At 56.4% G+C, this 16,994-nt stretch carries 17 protein-coding genes and 2 tRNA genes; 6 read left to right on the top strand and 13 right to left on the bottom strand.

The genetic code is table 11. The features are described 5' to 3' along the window. Positions 1-29: 29 nt before the first annotated feature. Positions 30-848 (top strand): 4Fe-4S binding protein, encoded by an 819-nt coding sequence (locus SOM40_RS09670; RefSeq protein WP_320456982.1) that lies wholly within the window; start codon positions 30-32, stop codon positions 846-848. Positions 849-915: 67 nt separating this feature from the next. Here SOM40_RS09670 and SOM40_RS09675 read toward each other — a convergent pair. The 3 genes from SOM40_RS09675 to mdtK form a co-directional block, all read right to left on the bottom strand. After that, a tRNA-Val gene (locus SOM40_RS09675) sits at positions 916-992 on the bottom strand. 11 nt (positions 993-1,003) lie between these two features. Continuing rightward, positions 1,004-1,080, bottom strand: a tRNA-Val gene (locus tag SOM40_RS09680). A gap of 151 nt (positions 1,081-1,231) precedes the next feature. After that, positions 1,232-2,605, bottom strand: a complete 1,374-nt coding sequence (gene mdtK, locus SOM40_RS09685; protein WP_166182283.1) for an MdtK family multidrug efflux MATE transporter — start codon at positions 2,603-2,605, stop codon at positions 1,232-1,234. Between the two features lie 222 nt (positions 2,606-2,827). Between mdtK and SOM40_RS09690 the strand changes: the two genes are divergently transcribed. Next, entirely contained in the window at positions 2,828-3,472 is a 645-nt protein-coding gene (locus SOM40_RS09690; protein WP_320456981.1) for a riboflavin synthase subunit alpha, read from the top strand. A gap of 34 nt (positions 3,473-3,506) precedes the next feature. Here the strand turns inward: SOM40_RS09690 and cfa are convergent, their stop codons facing one another. Then, positions 3,507-4,655 carry a cyclopropane fatty acyl phospholipid synthase gene (gene cfa, locus SOM40_RS09695; protein WP_225758960.1) on the bottom strand — a complete coding sequence of 383 codons (1,149 nt, stop codon included), beginning with the start codon at positions 4,653-4,655 and terminating at the stop codon, positions 3,507-3,509. Positions 4,656-4,936: 281 nt separating this feature from the next. Next, positions 4,937-6,133: a purine nucleoside transporter PunC gene (gene punC / locus SOM40_RS09700; RefSeq protein WP_225758959.1), complete on the bottom strand. Its 1,197-nt coding sequence runs from the start codon at positions 6,131-6,133 to the stop codon at positions 4,937-4,939. A gap of 116 nt (positions 6,134-6,249) precedes the next feature. Here punC and punR point away from each other — a divergent pair, with 116 nt between their 5' ends. Continuing rightward, positions 6,250-7,182 carry a DNA-binding transcriptional activator PunR gene (punR, locus tag SOM40_RS09705; protein ID WP_320456980.1) on the top strand — a complete coding sequence of 311 codons (933 nt, stop codon included), beginning with the start codon at positions 6,250-6,252 and terminating at the stop codon, positions 7,180-7,182. Here the strand turns inward: punR and purR are convergent. Then, positions 7,179-8,204 (bottom strand): HTH-type transcriptional repressor PurR, encoded by a 1,026-nt coding sequence (gene purR, locus SOM40_RS09710; protein ID WP_106993691.1) that lies wholly within the window; start codon positions 8,202-8,204, stop codon positions 7,179-7,181. The genes punR and purR overlap by 4 nt on opposite strands. Before the next feature lie 295 nt (positions 8,205-8,499). Here purR and cydH point away from each other — a divergent pair, with 295 nt between their 5' ends. Together cydH and SOM40_RS09720 are read left to right on the top strand one after the other, a co-directional pair. Continuing rightward, positions 8,500-8,589 carry a cytochrome bd-I oxidase subunit CydH gene (cydH, locus tag SOM40_RS09715; RefSeq protein ID WP_106993692.1) on the top strand — a complete coding sequence of 30 codons (90 nt, stop codon included), beginning with the start codon at positions 8,500-8,502 and terminating at the stop codon, positions 8,587-8,589. A 163-nt stretch (positions 8,590-8,752) separates the two neighbouring features. Continuing rightward, positions 8,753-9,919 carry an MFS transporter gene (locus SOM40_RS09720; RefSeq protein WP_320456979.1) on the top strand — a complete coding sequence of 389 codons (1,167 nt, stop codon included), beginning with the start codon at positions 8,753-8,755 and terminating at the stop codon, positions 9,917-9,919. Positions 9,920-9,954: 35 nt separating this feature from the next. Here the strand turns inward: SOM40_RS09720 and sodB are convergent, their stop codons facing one another. Beyond that, positions 9,955-10,536 (bottom strand): superoxide dismutase [Fe], encoded by a 582-nt coding sequence (sodB, locus tag SOM40_RS09725; RefSeq protein ID WP_225758957.1) that lies wholly within the window; start codon positions 10,534-10,536, stop codon positions 9,955-9,957. Positions 10,537-10,658: 122 nt separating this feature from the next. Then, positions 10,659-11,462, bottom strand: a complete 804-nt coding sequence (locus SOM40_RS09730) for a C40 family peptidase (RefSeq protein ID WP_106993695.1) — start codon at positions 11,460-11,462, stop codon at positions 10,659-10,661. Between the two features lie 336 nt (positions 11,463-11,798). Between SOM40_RS09730 and grxD the strand changes: the two genes are divergently transcribed. Then, the gene (gene grxD, locus SOM40_RS09735) at positions 11,799-12,146 is read left to right on the top strand and encodes a monothiol glutaredoxin 4 (RefSeq protein WP_032617810.1); all 348 of its coding nucleotides are present in this window, start codon (positions 11,799-11,801) and stop codon (positions 12,144-12,146) included. A 46-nt stretch (positions 12,147-12,192) separates the two neighbouring features. Here the strand turns inward: grxD and rnt are convergent, their stop codons facing one another. From rnt to eptA, 5 genes are all read right to left on the bottom strand, one after another. Further along, complete coding sequence (gene rnt, locus SOM40_RS09740; protein ID WP_166182289.1) at positions 12,193-12,843, bottom strand: ribonuclease T; 651 nt, start codon at positions 12,841-12,843, stop codon at positions 12,193-12,195. A 96-nt stretch (positions 12,844-12,939) separates the two neighbouring features. Further along, positions 12,940-13,347 (bottom strand): lactoylglutathione lyase, encoded by a 408-nt coding sequence (gene gloA, locus SOM40_RS09745; protein WP_106993697.1) that lies wholly within the window; start codon positions 13,345-13,347, stop codon positions 12,940-12,942. An 83-nt stretch (positions 13,348-13,430) separates the two neighbouring features. Next, entirely contained in the window at positions 13,431-14,528 is a 1,098-nt protein-coding gene (locus tag SOM40_RS09750) for an alkene reductase (RefSeq protein ID WP_261643076.1), read from the bottom strand. Positions 14,529-14,581: 53 nt separating this feature from the next. Continuing rightward, the gene (locus tag SOM40_RS09755; protein ID WP_320456978.1) at positions 14,582-15,181 is read right to left on the bottom strand and encodes a TetR/AcrR family transcriptional regulator; all 600 of its coding nucleotides are present in this window, start codon (positions 15,179-15,181) and stop codon (positions 14,582-14,584) included. Positions 15,182-15,219: 38 nt separating this feature from the next. Further along, positions 15,220-16,848: a phosphoethanolamine transferase EptA gene (gene eptA / locus SOM40_RS09760; protein WP_320529772.1), complete on the bottom strand. Its 1,629-nt coding sequence runs from the start codon at positions 16,846-16,848 to the stop codon at positions 15,220-15,222. Positions 16,849-16,994: the final 146 nt, after the last annotated feature.

Raw genomic sequence — 16,994 nt, forward strand, 5'->3', positions numbered from 1 at the left:
CCGCGCCGCCCGGCGTGGGGGAGTCCTGCTTGCGCAAGCAATTTCCCCGCCACGACTGCCAGGCCTGCGTGGCGGCATGTCCGGTGCAGGCTATCACCGCAACGCCCAGCACGTCGACCATTAACGCGCTGGATTGCCTGCAATGCGGCCGCTGCCTGTTTGTCTGTCCGGCGGATGCGCTGCAAAACCTTCGACCTGAAACCCGCCGCTATACCGCATCGACGCTGGTGGCGCCTTTTTCCACGCTGGAGCCGTCCGTTGAGGAGTTACTGATGTGGCATCAGCAGCACGGGATCCGCGCGGTGGAGATGGAAATGGACGCCTTCCCCGGATGGGTGCGTGCCGTTGCGACACTGAATATCCGGCTCCGGGCGCTGAATGCCCCGGTCTGGCAGATCCTCCCCCCGCCGCCAAAAGCGATCAACACCGGGCGACGACACTTTATCAAGGCTAGTGAAACGGACGTTAAGTCAGCCACCGTTCATACCGGGCGTCGGGCCCGTCGTCAGGCTTTTTCTGCGATCAGCGAATATCAGCTGTCGCTGGATCAGGGGCAGTGTACGGCCTGCGGCGCCTGCGCCAGGGTCTGTGGAGAGAGGGCGCTTAGCCTGAGCGAGGTTGCGCTGACGTTCTCGTCGTCATCCTGTACCGGCTGCAACAGCTGTGCGGTGGTCTGTCCCGTGAAGGCGGTTCGCATTGAAAAACAGTTAAGTGAAAACAGGGTGCAGCGCTTTAGCTGGATACAAAAATCCTGCCGTTGCTGCCAGCGGGCGTTTTATACCTTTGATCCGGAAACGAAACGCTGTGCGGTGTGTCAGCGGCATCAGTACGGTATGCGGGAAGCATGAGTAAGATGTTTAAAACGGTGTTTGATTAGCGAGAGAGTAAAAAGGAACTGCTGATGACTTACTGAAATGGTGCGTCCGAGTGGACTCGAACCACCGACCCCCACCATGTCAAGGTGGTGCTCTAACCAACTGAGCTACGGACGCACTGTAGAGAATGGTGCGTTCAATTGGACTCGAACCAACGACCCCCACCATGTCAAGGTGGTGCTCTAACCAACTGAGCTATGAACGCATTGTTGTGTGTGACAACGGGGACGAATATTAGCGGCAGTGCGGGCATCAGGCAAGAGGAAAACTGCAAATTTCTTCCAGATTTCACGCGATTGCTGTATTCCCGCGCAAAACGAAGAGAAAGTAGCCGCCCGCAGGCGGCTGGTGCGCAATTAGCGTGCAGCGCGTTGCAAAATCACGCTTGATGGCTGACGCTGCAGGAAGCGCATACGCAGCATCATCATGATTGCGGCAGAGGTTAAGCCGATAATAAAGCCCATCCAGAAGCCGGCGGGGCCCATCCGATCCACCACCAGGTCGGTGAGGGCCAGAATATAACCGCTCGGCAGCCCCAGCACCCAGTAGGCGATAAAGGTAATAAAGAAGATCGAGCGGGTATCTTTATAGCCACGCAGCACGCCGCTGCCAATCACCTGAATCGAGTCGGAGATCTGATACACCGCCGCCAGCAGCATCAGCTGGGAGGCGAGGATCACCACTTCCGGATTGTCGTTATAGAGCAGGGCAATCTGCTCCCGCAGCGTAACGGTGAACAGGGCGGTGCAGACCGCCATGCACACCCCAACGCCAATACCGGTGCGGGCGGCGGTTTGCGCATCCAGGGTTGAGCCCTGGCCGAGGCGATACCCGACGCGAATGGTCACAGAGGCAGCAAGCGACAGCGGCAGAACGAACATCAGCGAGCTGAAGTTCAGGGCGATTTGATGACCGGCCACGTCGACAATCCCCAGCGGGGAGACCAGCAGGGCAACCACCGCGAACAGCGTCACTTCAAAGAATAGCGCCAGCGCGATGGGCAGGCCCAGCTGCATCAGACGTTTCACCACCGCCATGTCCGGCTTGCTGAAACCGGCTTCGTAGCGAATATCGCGCATGGAACGGGCGCGCTTCACGTAAGACAGCATGCCGAAGAACATGACCCAGTACACCGCCGCTGTCGCCACGCCGCAGCCGACGCCGCCCAGTTCCGGCATGCCGAAATGACCGTAAATAAAGATGTAGTTCACCGGAATATTCACCAGCAGGCCAATGAATCCCATCACCATGCCCGGTTTGGTCTTCGCCAGACCTTCGCACTGGTTACGCGCCACCTGGAAGAATAAATAACCTGGCGTCCCCCAGAGCAGGGCGCGTAAATAGCCGACGGCTTTATCCGCCAGGGCCGGATCAATATTGCGCATGGCGTGAATAATATAGCCCGCGTTCCAGAGGACAATCATGATCAGCACCGAGACAAAACCCGCCAGCCAGAAGCCCTGGCGGATCTGATGGGCAATACGTTCCCGACGTCCGGAGCCGTTGAGCTGGGCAACAGTAGGGGTTAACGCCAGCAGCAGGCCGTGACCGAATAAAATAGCCGGCAGCCAGATAGAGGTGCCGATGGCGACCGCGGCCATATCAGTGGCGCTGTAGCCGCCTGCCATGACGGTATCGACGAATCCCATCGAGGTCTGGGCAATTTGCGCAAGTATTACCGGGATCGCCAGGGCTAATAACTGACGCGCTTCAATCAAGTACTTCTGCACGTGAACACCTTTGATATTGTTGTTATTTGATAAAGAGAAAGCCGCTGCGAAATGCAGCAAGAAAAAGATGAGGGGAATTCCAGCTATTGTAGCGGGGATAAGCTAATTATCTAGTGAAAAAATCGCCAGAAAAGGTGGGGTACTGGCAACCTCTATTTTCAACTGTTATTGTGGTGCGATAAAACGGTGTCATCACCGAAGGAACAAACAGGAGTCGTAAGCATGTTTACTGGTATTGTGCAGGGCACCGCGAAACTGGTGTCCATTGATGAAAAACCCAACTTCAGAACCCATGTTGTGGCCCTGCCGGATGAGATGCTCGATGGCCTGGAGACCGGGGCATCGGTTGCGCACAACGGTTGTTGTCTGACGGTCACCGTGATCAACGGTAACCTGATCAGTTTCGATTTAATGAAGGAAACGCTGCGCATCACCAACCTGGGTGAACTGGCTGAAGGCGATATCGTTAACGTTGAGCGCGCGGCAAAATTCAGCGATGAAATCGGCGGTCATTTAATGTCGGGCCATATTATGACCACGGCTGAAATTTCTAAAATCCTGACCTCAGAAAATAACCGCCAGATCTGGTTTAAAGTTCAGGATCCGTCATTAATGAAATACATCCTTTATAAAGGATTTATTGGCGTGGACGGCATCAGCCTGACGGTGGGGGAAGTAACCCCAACCCGTTTCTGCGTGCACCTGATCCCGGAGACCCTGCAGCGCACCACCCTCGGCAATAAAAAGCTGGGCCATCGGGTCAATATTGAAATCGATCCGCAAACCCAGGCGGTGGTCGATACCGTGGAGCGCGTACTGGCGGCCAAAGAGGCAGCCGCCATCCAACAGACGCTCAACGACGCGTGATAATAAAACACCCCGGCAAGCCGGGGTGTTTTATTTAGCGTGCCACCCGCAAACCGTTCTCCACGCCGCGGCTGAACACCACCTGCCACAGATGAATATCGCGGGCGCGAAACGCCCCGGCGCAGGCATTCAGGTAATAACTGAACATCCGTTTAAATCGTTCGGAATAGTTGTCTGCGATCTCCGGCCAGGCGGCGAGGAAACGTTCATGCCATGCCATCAGGGTCGTATCGTAATCAGCGCCAAAATTATGCCAGTCTTCCATCACAAAATGGGCTTCGCTGGCATTGGCAATCTGGCGAACTGAGGGTAAACAGCCATTCGGAAAGATGTATTTATCGATCCACGGGTCGACGTGATGATCGGTTTTTTGTGAACCGATGGTGTGCAGCAGAAACAGACCATCCGGCTTGAGGTTGCGATCCACCACCTCAAAATAGGTGCGGTAGTTCTTCGGCCCGACATGTTCAAACATCCCCACAGAGACAATACGATCGAACTGGTCGCGCAGGTCGCGGTAATCCTGCAACAGGATGGTGACATCAAGCCCCTCACAGCGCGCCTGAGCCATTTTTTGCTGTTCAGCGGAGATGGTCACGCCCACCACGCTGACACCATAGTGATGCGCCATAAAATGCGCCAGCCCACCCCAGCCACAGCCGATATCGAGCACCCGCATGCCGGGTTTCAGCTGCAGTTTTTCACAAATCAGACGTAATTTATCCTGCTGGGCCTGTTCGAGGGTGGTTGCCTCTTTCCAGTAACCGCAGGAGTACTGCATGGTGGGGTCGAGCATGCGGCTGAACAGGTCGTTCCCGAGATCGTAATGCTCTTTGCCAACGATCCAGGCACGTTTTTTACTCTGCAGGTTGAACAGGCGGGCAGTGGCGATCCGTAGCGTATCCTTCAGGTGGCTGGGAAGCTGTGTTTCCAGGCCCGCCCGCAGGACGTTGTTGAAAAAGATATCCAGTCGCTCGCACTCCCACCAGCCGTCCATATAGCTCTCGCCAAGACCCAGCGAGCCCTGCTGCAGGACGCGTTTAAAAAAATCGGGGTGTTTAATTTGTAGATCGGAGGATGCCGGGCCGTTGATGGTGATACCCGCGCGGCTCAGCAATTCGTTGACGATCCGGAACCAGTCATCATTCCGGATGCTGACTTCTTCTATACACGATGAACTCATAGCTTCTCCATCACCTGATGTGATCAGAACCCATAAACAGCGTAGACGCTCTTTATGGACAGTGAGAAATTTCACGGGAGTGACCCGTGAGGCTAATATCCGACGTAGAACAGAGGAAGGGAGAGGACCCTTGCCGAAAGGCCATCCATGGTAAAACGGGAGCGCTCCGGCTCCCGTTAACACTTAATATTTGTAGTATTTATCAGAACGCTTCAGTGAGTATAGGACTGATATCGCAGTGATTCAACAGGATATCGTTAGCAAGCTAACTACATATTCTGTCAGGCGCGTGACGATTCGGCCTGCAGGCTGTCATCCCGCTGGCTGGCGGGGATGTACTGCATCCGATAGCCCAGCGCCGCCAGCACCACAGTCGCCACCATCACGCTGGTAGTGGTCAGCAGCGGGGTGGCAATCAGCCACGACACCAGCAGGCTCGCCAGGAAGCAGAGACCCAACTGCAGGGTGTTCTGCAGCGCGGCGGCGCTGCCGGTCGCCTGTGGGAAAGGACGCAGGGCCTGGGCCACCACAATTGGGTAGATCGCGCCGTTCGCCACCGCCATCAGGCAGAAGGGGATCAGCAGCTCAGTCAGGCCCACGCCCGGGATAAACCCGACCGCCCAGGTGCCGATCACGCTGACGGCAAACAGGCCCAGCAGCCACGGCAGCATCTGGTGACCCTGCCATTTCTGTAGCGCGGCACGGCAGCCATAGCCACCAATCAGGAAGGCGATGGTCTGCGGCACGTAGCTCAGGCCGATCGCTGCCGGGCTGTAGCCCATGTCGCTGAGGATAAACGGCGAGCCGGTCAGCCAGGCGAAGAAGCTCGCAGAGCAGGCGGCATAAATCAGGACGTTGCCGCGATAGGTACGCGAGCGCAACAGCGATAAAAAGGTGACGCGTTGTTTAGGTTGTTCATTTTTCACTGCCGCTGGCTTCAGGCTAAAGGCCGGGATCATCAGCACCAGGGTGATAACAAACAGCACCGCAAAAATCGCCTGCCAGCTGAAATGGGCGAGGATCCAACTGCCGAGCAGCGGGGCCAGCGCCGGAGAGAGTCCGACCAGCGGCATGATGGTGGCAAAAATACGGTTAGTGCGCGAGGCCGGGTAGTAGTCGGTCACCAGCGCCTGCCATGTGACCGCTGCGGCACAAACCCCCACCGCCTGGATGAAGCGCAGCACCAGCAGCCAGGTGGCATCGCGAACCCACAGCATACCGAGGCAGCCGAGAGCGAAAATGGCTAAGCCCGCCAGTAAAACCGGCTTACGGCCGAAGCGGTCGGACATCGGTCCCCACAGCAGCTGAGCAAAGGCAAAGCCCGCCAGGAACAGGCTCAGGCTGGCGCTGATGGCCGCCGCTGGGGTCTGCAGATCTTCCTGCATGATGGCGAAGGCAGGCAGGTACATATCGGTGGCGAGAAAGCCCAGCACGCTTAAGCCGCCGAGCCAGACTAAAAATCCTTTCCCGGGTGTCATTATTTTATTACTCCGTTTGGGCGCAGGTTTGGGTAGCCGCTGAGTGTAGGGAGTGCAAACCCGCTTGTGAAACGCTAATATTTGGCGGTTGCATTCAAAAATTTTGCAGGCAGAAAATGTGGTCAGAATATTCTCTTGAAGTGGTGGATGCTGTAGCGCGTAACGGCAGCTTCAGCGGAGCAGCGCAGGAGCTGCATCGCGTCCCGTCCGCCATCAGCTACACCGTGCGTCAGCTGGAGGAGTGGCTGGCGGTACCGCTGTTTGAGCGGCGTCACCGGGATGTGGAACTCACGCCTGCCGGGACGTGGTTTCTCAAAGAGGGGCGGTCTGTTATCAAAAAAATGCAGATCACCCGCGAACAGTGCCAGCAGATCGCCAACGGCTGGCGGAGCCATATCTCCATTGCGGTGGATAATATCGTGCGCCCCGAGCGCACCCGGCAGATGATTGTCGATTTTTACCGCCACTTTTCCGACGTCGAGCTGCGGGTCTCGCAGGAGGTCTTCAACGGCGTCTGGGATGCGCTGGCGGACGGCAGGGTGGAGATGGCGATCGGCGCCACCCAGGCGATCCCGGTCGGGGGGCGCTATGCGTTTCGTGATATGGGCACCCTGAGCTGGATCTGCGTGGTGGCCAACCATCATCCGCTGGCCGCCATGGAAGGACCGCTCAGCGATGATACCCTGCGCAACTGGCCCTCGCTGGTGCGCGAGGACACCTCCCGCTCGCTGCCGAAACGCATCACCTGGCTGCTGGATAACCAGCGGCGGATCGTCACTCCGGACTGGGAATCGTCCGCCACCTGCCTCTCGGCTGGTCTGTGCGTGGGGATGGTGCCGGTGCATTTTGCCCGGCCGTGGATCGACAGCGGGAAGTGGGTCGAGCTGACGCTGGAAAATCCCTTCCCGGATGCGGCCTGCTGCCTGACCTGGCAACAAAACGATATGTCACCGGCCCTGGCCTGGCTGCTGGATTATCTGGGAGACAGTGAAACGATGAACCGGGAGTGGCTGCGGGAGCCAGAGGTGCTGGCTCCCGGAGAGGATTAACGGCGGTAGTCGCGGAACGGACCATCCGCCACGGAACGGCGTTCGATCAGGCGCGGATGCACCTCAATTGACTGGGACTCTTCGCGCTTATTGACGATACGGTCCAGCAGCATGTTGAAGGCGGTCTCCCCCAGCGAATCTTTTGGCTGGTGGATGGTGGTCAGCGCCGGGGTAAAGAAGCGGGCGTTGCGCACGTTATCATACCCGATCAGCGAAACGTCCTGCGGAACGCGCAGGCCCATCTCATCGGCAGCACAGAGCGCACCCATTGCCATAATGTCTCCGCCACAGAAGATGGCGGTCGGGCGCGGACTCTGGGAGAGGATCTGCTGCATGGCGCGGTAGCCAGACTCCGGTTCAAAGTCGCCCTGCACGATCCAGTTTTCCGGGACCGTGATTAAGGCCTCTTCCATCGCTTTCATAAAGCCCGCCAGACGTCCGGCACCGGTGTTGCGCTCCAGCGCTCCCGGGATCACGCCGATTTCGCGGTGACCGCGTTCAATCAGATAACGTCCGGCCATGTAGCCGCCCTCAAAGGCGTTATCGATCACCGAGTCGGTAAAGTCGGCCTTCGCTTCGCCCCAGTCCATCACCACCATCGGAATATTGCGATACTCTTCCAGCATCGACAGCAAGGATTCCGGGTATTCGGAACACATCACCATCAGGCCGTCGACGCGCTTCTGCGCCATCATCGACAGATAGGCGCGCTGTTTTTCCTGGCTGTTCCAGGCGTTGCCGAGGATCAGGGTGTAGCCCTTCTGGAAGCAGTTCTTCTCAACTGCTTCAATAATTTCCGCAAAATAGGGCGCTTCGCTGCTGGTCGCCAGCAGGCCGATCGATTTGGTGTGATTAACCTTCAGACTGCGGGCTACGGCGCTGGGAGAGTAGTGCAGCTCTTTAATGGCCGCCCAGACGTTGTTACGGGTCTCTTCCGCGACAAAGCGGGTTTTGTTAATAACATGTGATACGGTTGTAGTGGAAACGTTTGCGCGTTTCGCCACGTCTTTAATTGTTGCCATCAGATGTCACTCCAGACCATATCTAAGCTCCTGAAAAACCAATAGGTAAACGTTTGCCTTCACTCGCCCTAATTGCGCAATTTGAATTGCGGTACGCCGGGAAAACGACACAGGACGTCAGGAGGGGGTCAATGGCCGGTACGCTAATAAATTTAGCGTGGAATTTTGTCTTATCTTGGCCAAAAGGGGAAGAGCAAAAACCGATATCAATCTAAATCCAGCAAGATTTTTACCCGGAACTGTGTAAAAATGAGCAGGCTCACTCTTCATAGGGTGATTAAAAGGAGAAAAATTGATGAGTACCGATCTTAAGTTTTCGCTGATTACCACCATTATTGTTCTGAGTCTGATTGTTGCCAGCGGTCTGACTGCGGCACTGCACTGATTGATGCGGGAGAGTTCCGCTCTCCCTCGTTCCTGCGCTGATTGTTACGCGCCCGGCAAAAATCTTTTGCCAAATTGTTAACTTCTCATTTTTTGTGATTGGTGTCATGCTTTCGCCTTCATTGTTCTGTGTCGCCTGACGACACGGTGTCTGGAGTTGAAGTATGAGAATCAATTTTCCGCTGCTGGCCCTGGCCATTGGCGCCTTTGGTATCGGCACAACCGAATTTTCCCCGATGGGCCTGCTGCCGGTTATCGCCCGGGGCGTGGATGTCTCAATTCCCGCTGCGGGCATGCTGATCAGCGCCTACGCCATCGGCGTGATGGTGGGTGCGCCGCTGATGACCCTGCTGCTGTCCCATCGCGGTCGCCGTAACGCGCTGATCTTCCTGATGGCGATCTTTACCGTCGGTAACGTGCTGTCGGCGCTCTCCCCGGATTACACCACCCTGATGCTGTCCCGAATTCTGACCAGCCTGAACCACGGCGCCTTCTTTGGCCTCGGGTCGGTGGTCGCTGCCAGCGTAGTGCCGAAGCACAAGCAGGCCAGCGCCGTCGCCACCATGTTTATGGGCCTGACCATCGCCAATATCGGCGGCGTGCCGGCCGCAACCTGGATGGGTGAAGTGATTGGCTGGCGCATGTCTTTCCTGGCCACCGCGCTGCTGGGCGTGGTCTCAATAATCGCGCTGTTCTTCTCCCTGCCAGCGGGCGGGGCGGGTGAAAAGCCGGAGGTGCGCAAAGAGCTGGCGGTCCTGCTGCGTCCGCAGGTGTTATCTGCGTTGCTGACCACCGTGCTCGGGGCTGGCGCGATGTTTACGCTCTACACCTACATTGCCCCGGTGCTGCATGATATCAACCAGGCGACGCCGGCCTTTATCACCGCCATGCTGGTGCTGATTGGCGTTGGTTTCTCCATCGGCAACTATCTTGGCGGCAAACTGGCGGACAAGTCTGTGAGCGGCACCCTGAAAGGCTTTTTACTCCTGCTGATCGTGATCATGCTGGCTATTCCGTGGCTGGCGCGTAGTGAAGTGGGCGCGGCCGTGGCGATGGTAGTCTGGGGTATGGCGACCTTTGCGGTGGTTCCGCCGCTGCAGATGCGCGTTATGCGCGTGGCCAGCGATGCGCCAGGCTTATCGTCGTCGGTAAATATCGGTGCTTTTAACCTGGGGAATGCGCTGGGGGCGGCTGCCGGTGGGGCAGTTATTTCCAGCGGGATGGGTTACAGCTTTGTCCCGGTGATGGGGGCGATTATTGCAGCCCTGGGACTTATTCTGGTCTTTGCCTCCGGGCGAAAACAACCCGAGCCGGTTTGCGCCACCGAATAAAAATAACGCCGAAGGAGTTCCCTTCGGCGTTTTCATTATGCCGCGAAGTTCTTCGCCACAAATTCCCAGTTTACCAGCGCCCAGAAGTGCTCAAGGTAGTTCGGGCGCGCATTACGGTAATCGATGTAATACGCATGTTCCCAGACGTCGACGGTCAGCAGCGGGGTAGCGCTGGTGGTTAACGGCGTTCCCGCGTTAGACGTAGAGACGATGGCCAGCTTGCCGTCGGCCTCTTTAACCAGCCAGGTCCAGCCTGCGCCAAAGTTTTTCACCGCGGCATCGGTAAACTTCGCTTTAAATTCCGCGAAGCTGCCGAATGCAGCAGCGATGGCCGCAGCCAGTTCGCCCGTCGGTTCGCCGCCTGCATTGGGTGCCAGGCAGTGCCAGTAGAAGGTGTGGTTCCACACCTGAGCAGCATTGTTGAATACGCCGCCGTCGGACGTGCGCACGATCTCTTCCAGGGTTTTCCCTTCGAAGGCGGTACCGCCGATCAGGTTGTTCAGGTTAGTGACGTAGGTCTGGTGGTGTTTGCCGTAGTGGTATTCCAGGGTCTCCGCCGAGATATGCGGGGCCAGGGCGTCTTTTGCATACGGTAATGCAGGTAATTCAAACGACATTGCTTCTCTCCTTATTATAGTGATCCATTCAATAACCCTATTGAATGAAGGGGTAGGGTAGCAAATTGAAAGCCTATGTAAAATAGGAACTTACCCCGCTGAGACGCCAGCGGGGCAGGGGATTAACGGAGGGTGTTGGCCTTCATCACGCGACGTGCGCCGACGTAATGACGTTGCCAGTAGTCTTCGCTCAGGGAGGTGATCTGAATGTCCTGGCCGGTGCGTGGCGACTGAATAAATTTGCCATTACCAACGTAGACGCCGACGTGATCGGCGGTGCCGCGACCCTGGGTGCGGAAGAACACCAGGTCGCCGCTCTCCAGCTCACCGCGATCGACCGGAGAGGCGTCACGCAGGTGGTACATTTCGTTGGCGGTGCGCGGAATGCGGAATTTAACCAGATCTTTATAGGCGTAATAGACCAGACCGCTGCAGTCGAAGCCAGTACGCGGCGAACTGCCACCCCAGCGATAAGGTTTACCAATCTGACCCATCAGCTTATTCATTGCCGTCTTCTGGGCTTTTTGCACCCGGACTTTATGCGCTTCGGCAAGGGTAGTGGTTTTGCTGGTTTTAACGCAATGCGCTTTACGCCCTTTGCGGGCAGTGCATTTTTCTGTCACAACGCGGGAGGCGGTTTGCGTGGTTCGGCTGGCGCTGCGGGAGGTGGTTCGGCTTTTTTTACTGGAATTCGTTGACTGTGTTTTAGCGAGGCTTTTTTTGGTGCTGCTCTTTTTACTGGTGCTCTCTTTTTTTGCGGTTTTGCTGGTACTGCTTTTTTTCTTGGGTTCGGTCGCTTTCGCCAGATGCGTTTTATGCGCGGCAGAAGGCCGCGCCTGCTCTGAGGCGTTAGCCATCGGCGTGAATGTGAGAGAAGTAAACAGCAAAGCACAGAGCGTGATCGAGAATGTATTTATTCGCGCCACTGGGCAATCCTCTGGTAATTGCAGGTTATAAATAAACCGGCTTATGATTTACAAAACTCGTCGATTCTAATCTATAAAAAGGCCCGGCGTTAATAAACTTTTTGCATCTAAAACTGTGTTTCGTTAGCGAGTGCAAAAAATCAGAATTTCATTGGGGCGATTTGTGCATTACCTGAACAAAAGCGCCGGTAATCGCGCGATAAGTTAGGTTGTGTATGCAACTTTAAGGGACGCGCGGTAAAATCATATAAGTGACAAAAATGTTATTTTCCGTTGTCGGTCTGAAACGCTACAATGTCAGACGATTGCCGTAACAGAAGTTAAAGGAAGCAAAACATGAGCACTACTATTGAAAAAATTCAGCAGCAGATTGCTGAAAACCCGATCCTGCTGTACATGAAAGGTTCTCCGAAGCTGCCAAGCTGTGGTTTCTCCGCTCAGGCGGTCCAGGCGCTGTCGGCCTGTGGCGAACGTTTTGCTTACGTTGATATTCTGCAGAACCCGGATATCCGCGCTGAGCTGCCAAAATACGCGAACTGGCCGACCTTCCCGCAGTTGTGGGTTGACGGCGAACTGGTTGGCGGCTGCGACATCCTGATTGAGATGTATCAGCGTGGCGAACTGCAACAGCTGATCAAAGAGACGGCTGCAAAATACAAATCAGAAGAGCCAGGCGCCGAGTGATCCACCGCGCCCGGTAAATAAAAAAGCGACCTTATGGTCGCTTTTTTTATGCGTTGTTGTCGGCTTCCGGCAGCGGCCAGCCGCCAAGGCGTTTCCAGCGGTTCACAATTTCACAGAACAGTTCAGTGGTCCGCTCGGTATCGTAGAGGGCAGAGTGCGCCTGGGTGCCGTCAAACTCAATCCCGGCGGTAATGCAGGCTTTCGACAGTACGGTTTGTCCCAGCGCCAGCCCGCTTAATGCGGCGGTATCGAAGGTGACAAACGGGTGGAATGGGTTCCGCTTCAGTGACGCACGTTCGGCGGCGGCCATCATAAAGCTGTGATCGAAGGTCGCGTTATGCGCCACCATAATGGCCCGGTTACAGTTCTGGTCTTTCATGCCCTTGCGCACCATTTTGAAAATGGCATGCAGCGCTTCATATTCGCTGACCGCCCCACGCAGCGGGTTATGCGGATCAATGCCGTTAAACGCCAGCGCCTCAGGCTGCAGATTGGCCCCTTCAAAGGGTTCAACGTGAAAGTGCAGCGTGGAGTCCGGCAGCAAATCGCCCTGTTCATCCATTTTCAACGTGATGGCGGCAATCTCCAGCAGCGCATCGGTTTTGGCATTAAATCCAGCGGTTTCGACATCAATGACTACAGGATAAAAACCACGAAAACGGTCGCACAGACCGGTAAGTTGAGCGTTATCGGACATCTGGATCTCTTACAAGGGGAAAAAAGCAGTGGGCATTATGGCAAATTTTGCTATGAGATGCAGTAAAACAACGGGCGCATGGCGCGCCCGCAGGGATCAGTTGCCCAGACCGCGACCCGCGTCTTTGGCTTCGATCAGTTCGATTTTATAACCGTCTGGATCTTCAACAAAAGCGATCACAGTGGTGCCGCCTTTAACCGGACCCGCTTCACGGGTGACGTTACCGCCGTTGCTGCGGATACGCTCGCAGGCTTCGGCCGCGTTATCCACTTCCAGCGCGATATGGCCGTAAGCGTTGCCCAGGTCGTAGCTCTCAACGCCCCAGTTATAGGTGAGTTCGATAACGGCTTCGTCGCTCTCAGGACCGTAACCGACAAACGCCAGAGAGTATTTGTACTCCGGGTTTTCGCTGGTACGCAGCAGGGTCATGCCCAGTACGTTGGTGTAGAACTCGATGGAACGTTGCAGGTCGCCAACGCGCAGCATGGTGTGAAGTAGGCGCATAGTATCCTCTTAGCTTTTTATCATCTTGAACAGAAACGATGTTTTAGTATAGCGGCGAATTGTCGCCGCTATCAATGAAGGGATTATAAAGAAGGGTAATCGGTATAACCTTCCGCGCCGCCGCCGTAGAAGCTCTCCGGACGCTGCGGGTTCAGCTCAGCTTTACGCTCCAGGCGTGCCACCAGATCCGGGTTGGCGATGTAGGCGCGGCCAAAGGCCACGGCATCAATCAGCCCCTTGTTGATCAGATCTTCTGCTTTTTCCGGCGTATACGCGCCTGCACCGATGATCACGCCCGGGAAGCGGTCGCGCACTTTCTGGCGGAAGGCGTCGGTGTATGGCTCACCACCCGCCCAGTCTGGCTCGGACATGTGCAGGTAGGCGATGCCGCGTTTAGCCAGCTCTTCGATCAGATACAGCGCGTCCGCTTCTTCGTTCGGGCCGTTATCGACGTTCTGGAAGGAGCCGATTGGCGAGACGCGGATCCCGATGCGATCGGCGCTCCATTCGTTTGAAACAGCATCAATCACTTCCAGCACCAGACGGGCGCGGTTCTCTACGCTGCCGCCATACTGATCGGTACGCTGGTTAGAAGACGGTGACAGGAACTGGTGCAGCAGATAGCCATGGGCACCGTGCAGCTCGACCAGGTCGAAACCGGCTTCACGGGCATTGGCGACGGCCTGGCGGAAGTCGTTGACGATGCCAGGGATCTCGTCCAGCTCCAGCGCGCGCGGCGTGGTGGTATCAACGCGGATCGCGTGGCCATTTTCATCGCGCAGGGAGGTGCGGGTTCCCGCGTTGAGGGCAGAGGCCGAAACCGGTGCCTCGCCGCCAGGCTGGATGCTGCTGTGCGAGATGCGGCCGGTGTGCCACAGCTGGACCGCGATGCGGCCGTCTTCGGCGTGCACGCCGTCGGTGATCTTCTTCCACGCCGCGATCTGCTCCGGGCTGTGCAGGCCAGGTGCGCCGGCATAGCCTTTGGCCTGGGCGGAGATCTGAGTGGCTTCAGAGATGATCAGACCCGAGCTGACGCGCTGGCGATAGTATTCGCCCATCAGTGGGGTGGGGATATCGCCCGGCTCAATGCTGCGCAGACGCGTAAGCGGTGCCATAAAGACGCGGTTTGGTGCAACGATCGCGCCCACTTTAAGCGGGGTGAAGAGTTTTTCGGCTGACATAGTGGCTCCTGAGTAGACCGGTCGTCTAGTAATTCATGAAATAAAAACGCCTGTTAAAGGCCAGGCGTAGCAATGATGTTTTTAACATGGTCCAGCGCGCTCTCCAGCGGCAGCGCACTGCGGGACATTTTGGCCTGCAGATTGGCGCCCAGCCACAGAGAGTAGAGCACCTGCGCCTGAGTGAGCGGTTCGCCAGTGAAAGCGAGTGACTTCTCATCCCGGCCTTTCGCCAGCGCCTGCGCCAGCAGGGTGATCACACCCGTGGCCCCTTTATCCATCGCGGTGCGCATATCTTCGGAGAGATCGCACACCTCGGCAGAGAGTTTTACCGTCAGACAGCCGCTGATAATGCCCTGGGCACAAAACTGGGCCAGCGTCTCCTGATAATAAGCCAGAACACGATCCCGACAGTTGCCCTCGCCGCTGGCGAAATGCGCCGCCAGGCGCTGATGGTAACCCGCATAGTGGCGCTCCAGCAGCGCCACGCCAAACGCCTCTTTAGAGCGGAAGTAGTGATAGAACGACCCCTTCGGCACATCGGCGGTTTTCAGCAGCTCGCTCAGCCCCATTCCGGTAAACCCGCGGTGCATGCAGAGCCGCTCCCCGGTTGCCAGAAGGTGTTCGCGTGTATCGTGTTCAGTATGCTTATTCATGTCGTCAATGTAGTAGACCAATCGGTCTAATGCAAGCCTTATATGCGACGACAGTGGCTGAGCAGATCCATTTCCGGCTGATAGACCGACGTCTGGATGTTCATCATTCCCAGCATCGTGGAGAACAGATTGTCCTGCGAGACCGTCTCTTTTGCCGCCTGGTCGTGCAGACACTGCTCATCAACGCCGAAGCTCTGTTGGTAGTTTTTTGACAGCCAGAACATAAACGGAATATGGGTCTGCTGCTCCGGGGCCAGCAGGTACGGCGTGCCGTGCAGATACAGGCCATTTTCCCCCAGCGATTCGCCATGATCCGAGAGATAGACCAGCGCCGTGTTCATCGTTCCCTGACGAGCTTTCAGGGCATCGATGGTTCTGCTCACCACGCTGTCGGTATACAGAATGGTATTGTCGTAGGTATTCATCAGCGCCTGATGATCGCAGTCCTGGATCTCATTGGTGTCGCAGGTTGGGGTAAAGCGACGGTACTGCGCCGGATAACGTTGATAGTAGGCCGGGCCGTGGCTGCCCATCAGGTGGATAACCAGTACCGTATCCTGTTTCAGGCCATCCAGCGTCTCATTCAGGCGGTAAAGGTCAACGTCATCGATGCAGGATTTATCCTTACAGAACTGATCCAGCTTCCACTGGGTCATGTCGGTGTGGGGAATGCGGTTGCAGGCGCCTTTACAGCCCCCATCGTTATCCCGCCACAGTAGGTTGATCCCGGCGTGATTCAGCACATCCATTAACCCTTCCTGATGGTGCGCCAGGTCGGCATCATATTTTTTCCGCGGCATTCCCGAAAACATGCATGGCACCGAGACGGCGGTTTCGGTGCCGCAGGAGGAGGCCTGCGGGAAGTTAATCACATTCTCTTTTTTCAGCTCAGGGTTGGTCTCACGGTGGTAACCGTTCAGGGAGTAGTTCTCCGCCCGGGAGGCTTCCCCGATCACCAGCACCAGCACGGTCTTTTTCTGCTCCGCCAGCAGCACCGGGCCTTTACGGGCATCTTCACCGAGGCGGATTAAGGTCTGATCGCCGGCGAACCAGCGGGCCTTGCTGTATTTGGCGATGGCGCTGACGTAGTTAGCCGGCGTGACCATTTTGACGATGCCTTTGTTATTGCGGAACAGCGAGGCGTAGTCCTTATAAAAGACCGCCGCCACCAGAATAATCACCACTGTGCTTCCGAGAATGGCCGCGAGACGCATTAACAGGATCTGCCACCACTTACCAGGGCGAATGCGGATCATTGCCAGCACGCTGGCAGGTACCAGCCCGGCGACAGCCAGCCACAGCACCAGCTGCGGGGTGACCAGCGCCGTGGCCTCCTGGGAGTTGGTCTCAAAAACGTTGACCATCATGTTCTGGTCGATTACCGCGCCGTAGGTAAACATAAACCAGGTCGCTGCCGCGCAGCCGAGGGTTAGCAGCACCAGCAACGGTTTGCGGATCAGCGGGATATTCAGGATGCTGAATACAATCACCCAGCCGCAAAACAGCACCAGCGGCACGGTGAGGGCGAAGAGCACGTCATGCAGTCGGGCGGGGGAGATCACCTGCCAGCTGCGATGAATAAACAGGGCATTTAACAGCGTAAATAAGAGGGCACAGCCCAGCGTGAATCTTGTATCGTTACACTGTAACTTTTTTAAGGTGATCATCATCATTAAGCCTGCATCGTATTGATGAGGCGAGTATAGGGAGCGAAGATTAGTGAAACCTTAATGCCACAATTCTGTGATTGACGCCTTGCGTTACCCCGGCTTAAGGTCTTCACTTTACTCATTCTTGGGTGTCGGGAGGGTCG

Origin of the sequence: Leclercia sp. CFBP8987 (assembly GCF_034044995.2) — a bacterium.
GTDB lineage: Bacteria > Pseudomonadota > Gammaproteobacteria > Enterobacterales > Enterobacteriaceae > Enterobacter > Enterobacter tamurae.

Coding starts and splice junctions, on each gene's coding strand:
- SOM40_RS09690 (WP_320456981.1), top strand. CDS start 2,828: ATGTTTACTGGTATTGTGCAGGGCACCGCGAAACTGGTGTCCATTGAT.
- cfa (WP_225758960.1), bottom strand. CDS start 4,655: ATGAGTTCATCGTGTATAGAAGAAGTCAGCATCCGGAATGATGACTGG.
- punC (WP_225758959.1), bottom strand. CDS start 6,133: ATGACACCCGGGAAAGGATTTTTAGTCTGGCTCGGCGGCTTAAGCGTG.
- punR (WP_320456980.1), top strand. CDS start 6,250: ATGTGGTCAGAATATTCTCTTGAAGTGGTGGATGCTGTAGCGCGTAAC.
- purR (WP_106993691.1), bottom strand. CDS start 8,204: ATGGCAACAATTAAAGACGTGGCGAAACGCGCAAACGTTTCCACTACA.
- cydH (WP_106993692.1), top strand. CDS start 8,500: ATGAGTACCGATCTTAAGTTTTCGCTGATTACCACCATTATTGTTCTG.
- SOM40_RS09720 (WP_320456979.1), top strand. CDS start 8,753: ATGAGAATCAATTTTCCGCTGCTGGCCCTGGCCATTGGCGCCTTTGGT.
- sodB (WP_225758957.1), bottom strand. CDS start 10,536: ATGTCGTTTGAATTACCTGCATTACCGTATGCAAAAGACGCCCTGGCC.
- grxD (WP_032617810.1), top strand. CDS start 11,799: ATGAGCACTACTATTGAAAAAATTCAGCAGCAGATTGCTGAAAACCCG.
- rnt (WP_166182289.1), bottom strand. CDS start 12,843: ATGTCCGATAACGCTCAACTTACCGGTCTGTGCGACCGTTTTCGTGGT.
- gloA (WP_106993697.1), bottom strand. CDS start 13,347: ATGCGCCTACTTCACACCATGCTGCGCGTTGGCGACCTGCAACGTTCC.
- SOM40_RS09750 (WP_261643076.1), bottom strand. CDS start 14,528: ATGTCAGCCGAAAAACTCTTCACCCCGCTTAAAGTGGGCGCGATCGTT.
- SOM40_RS09755 (WP_320456978.1), bottom strand. CDS start 15,181: ATGAATAAGCATACTGAACACGATACACGCGAACACCTTCTGGCAACC.
- eptA (WP_320529772.1), bottom strand. CDS start 16,848: ATGATCACCTTAAAAAAGTTACAGTGTAACGATACAAGATTCACGCTG.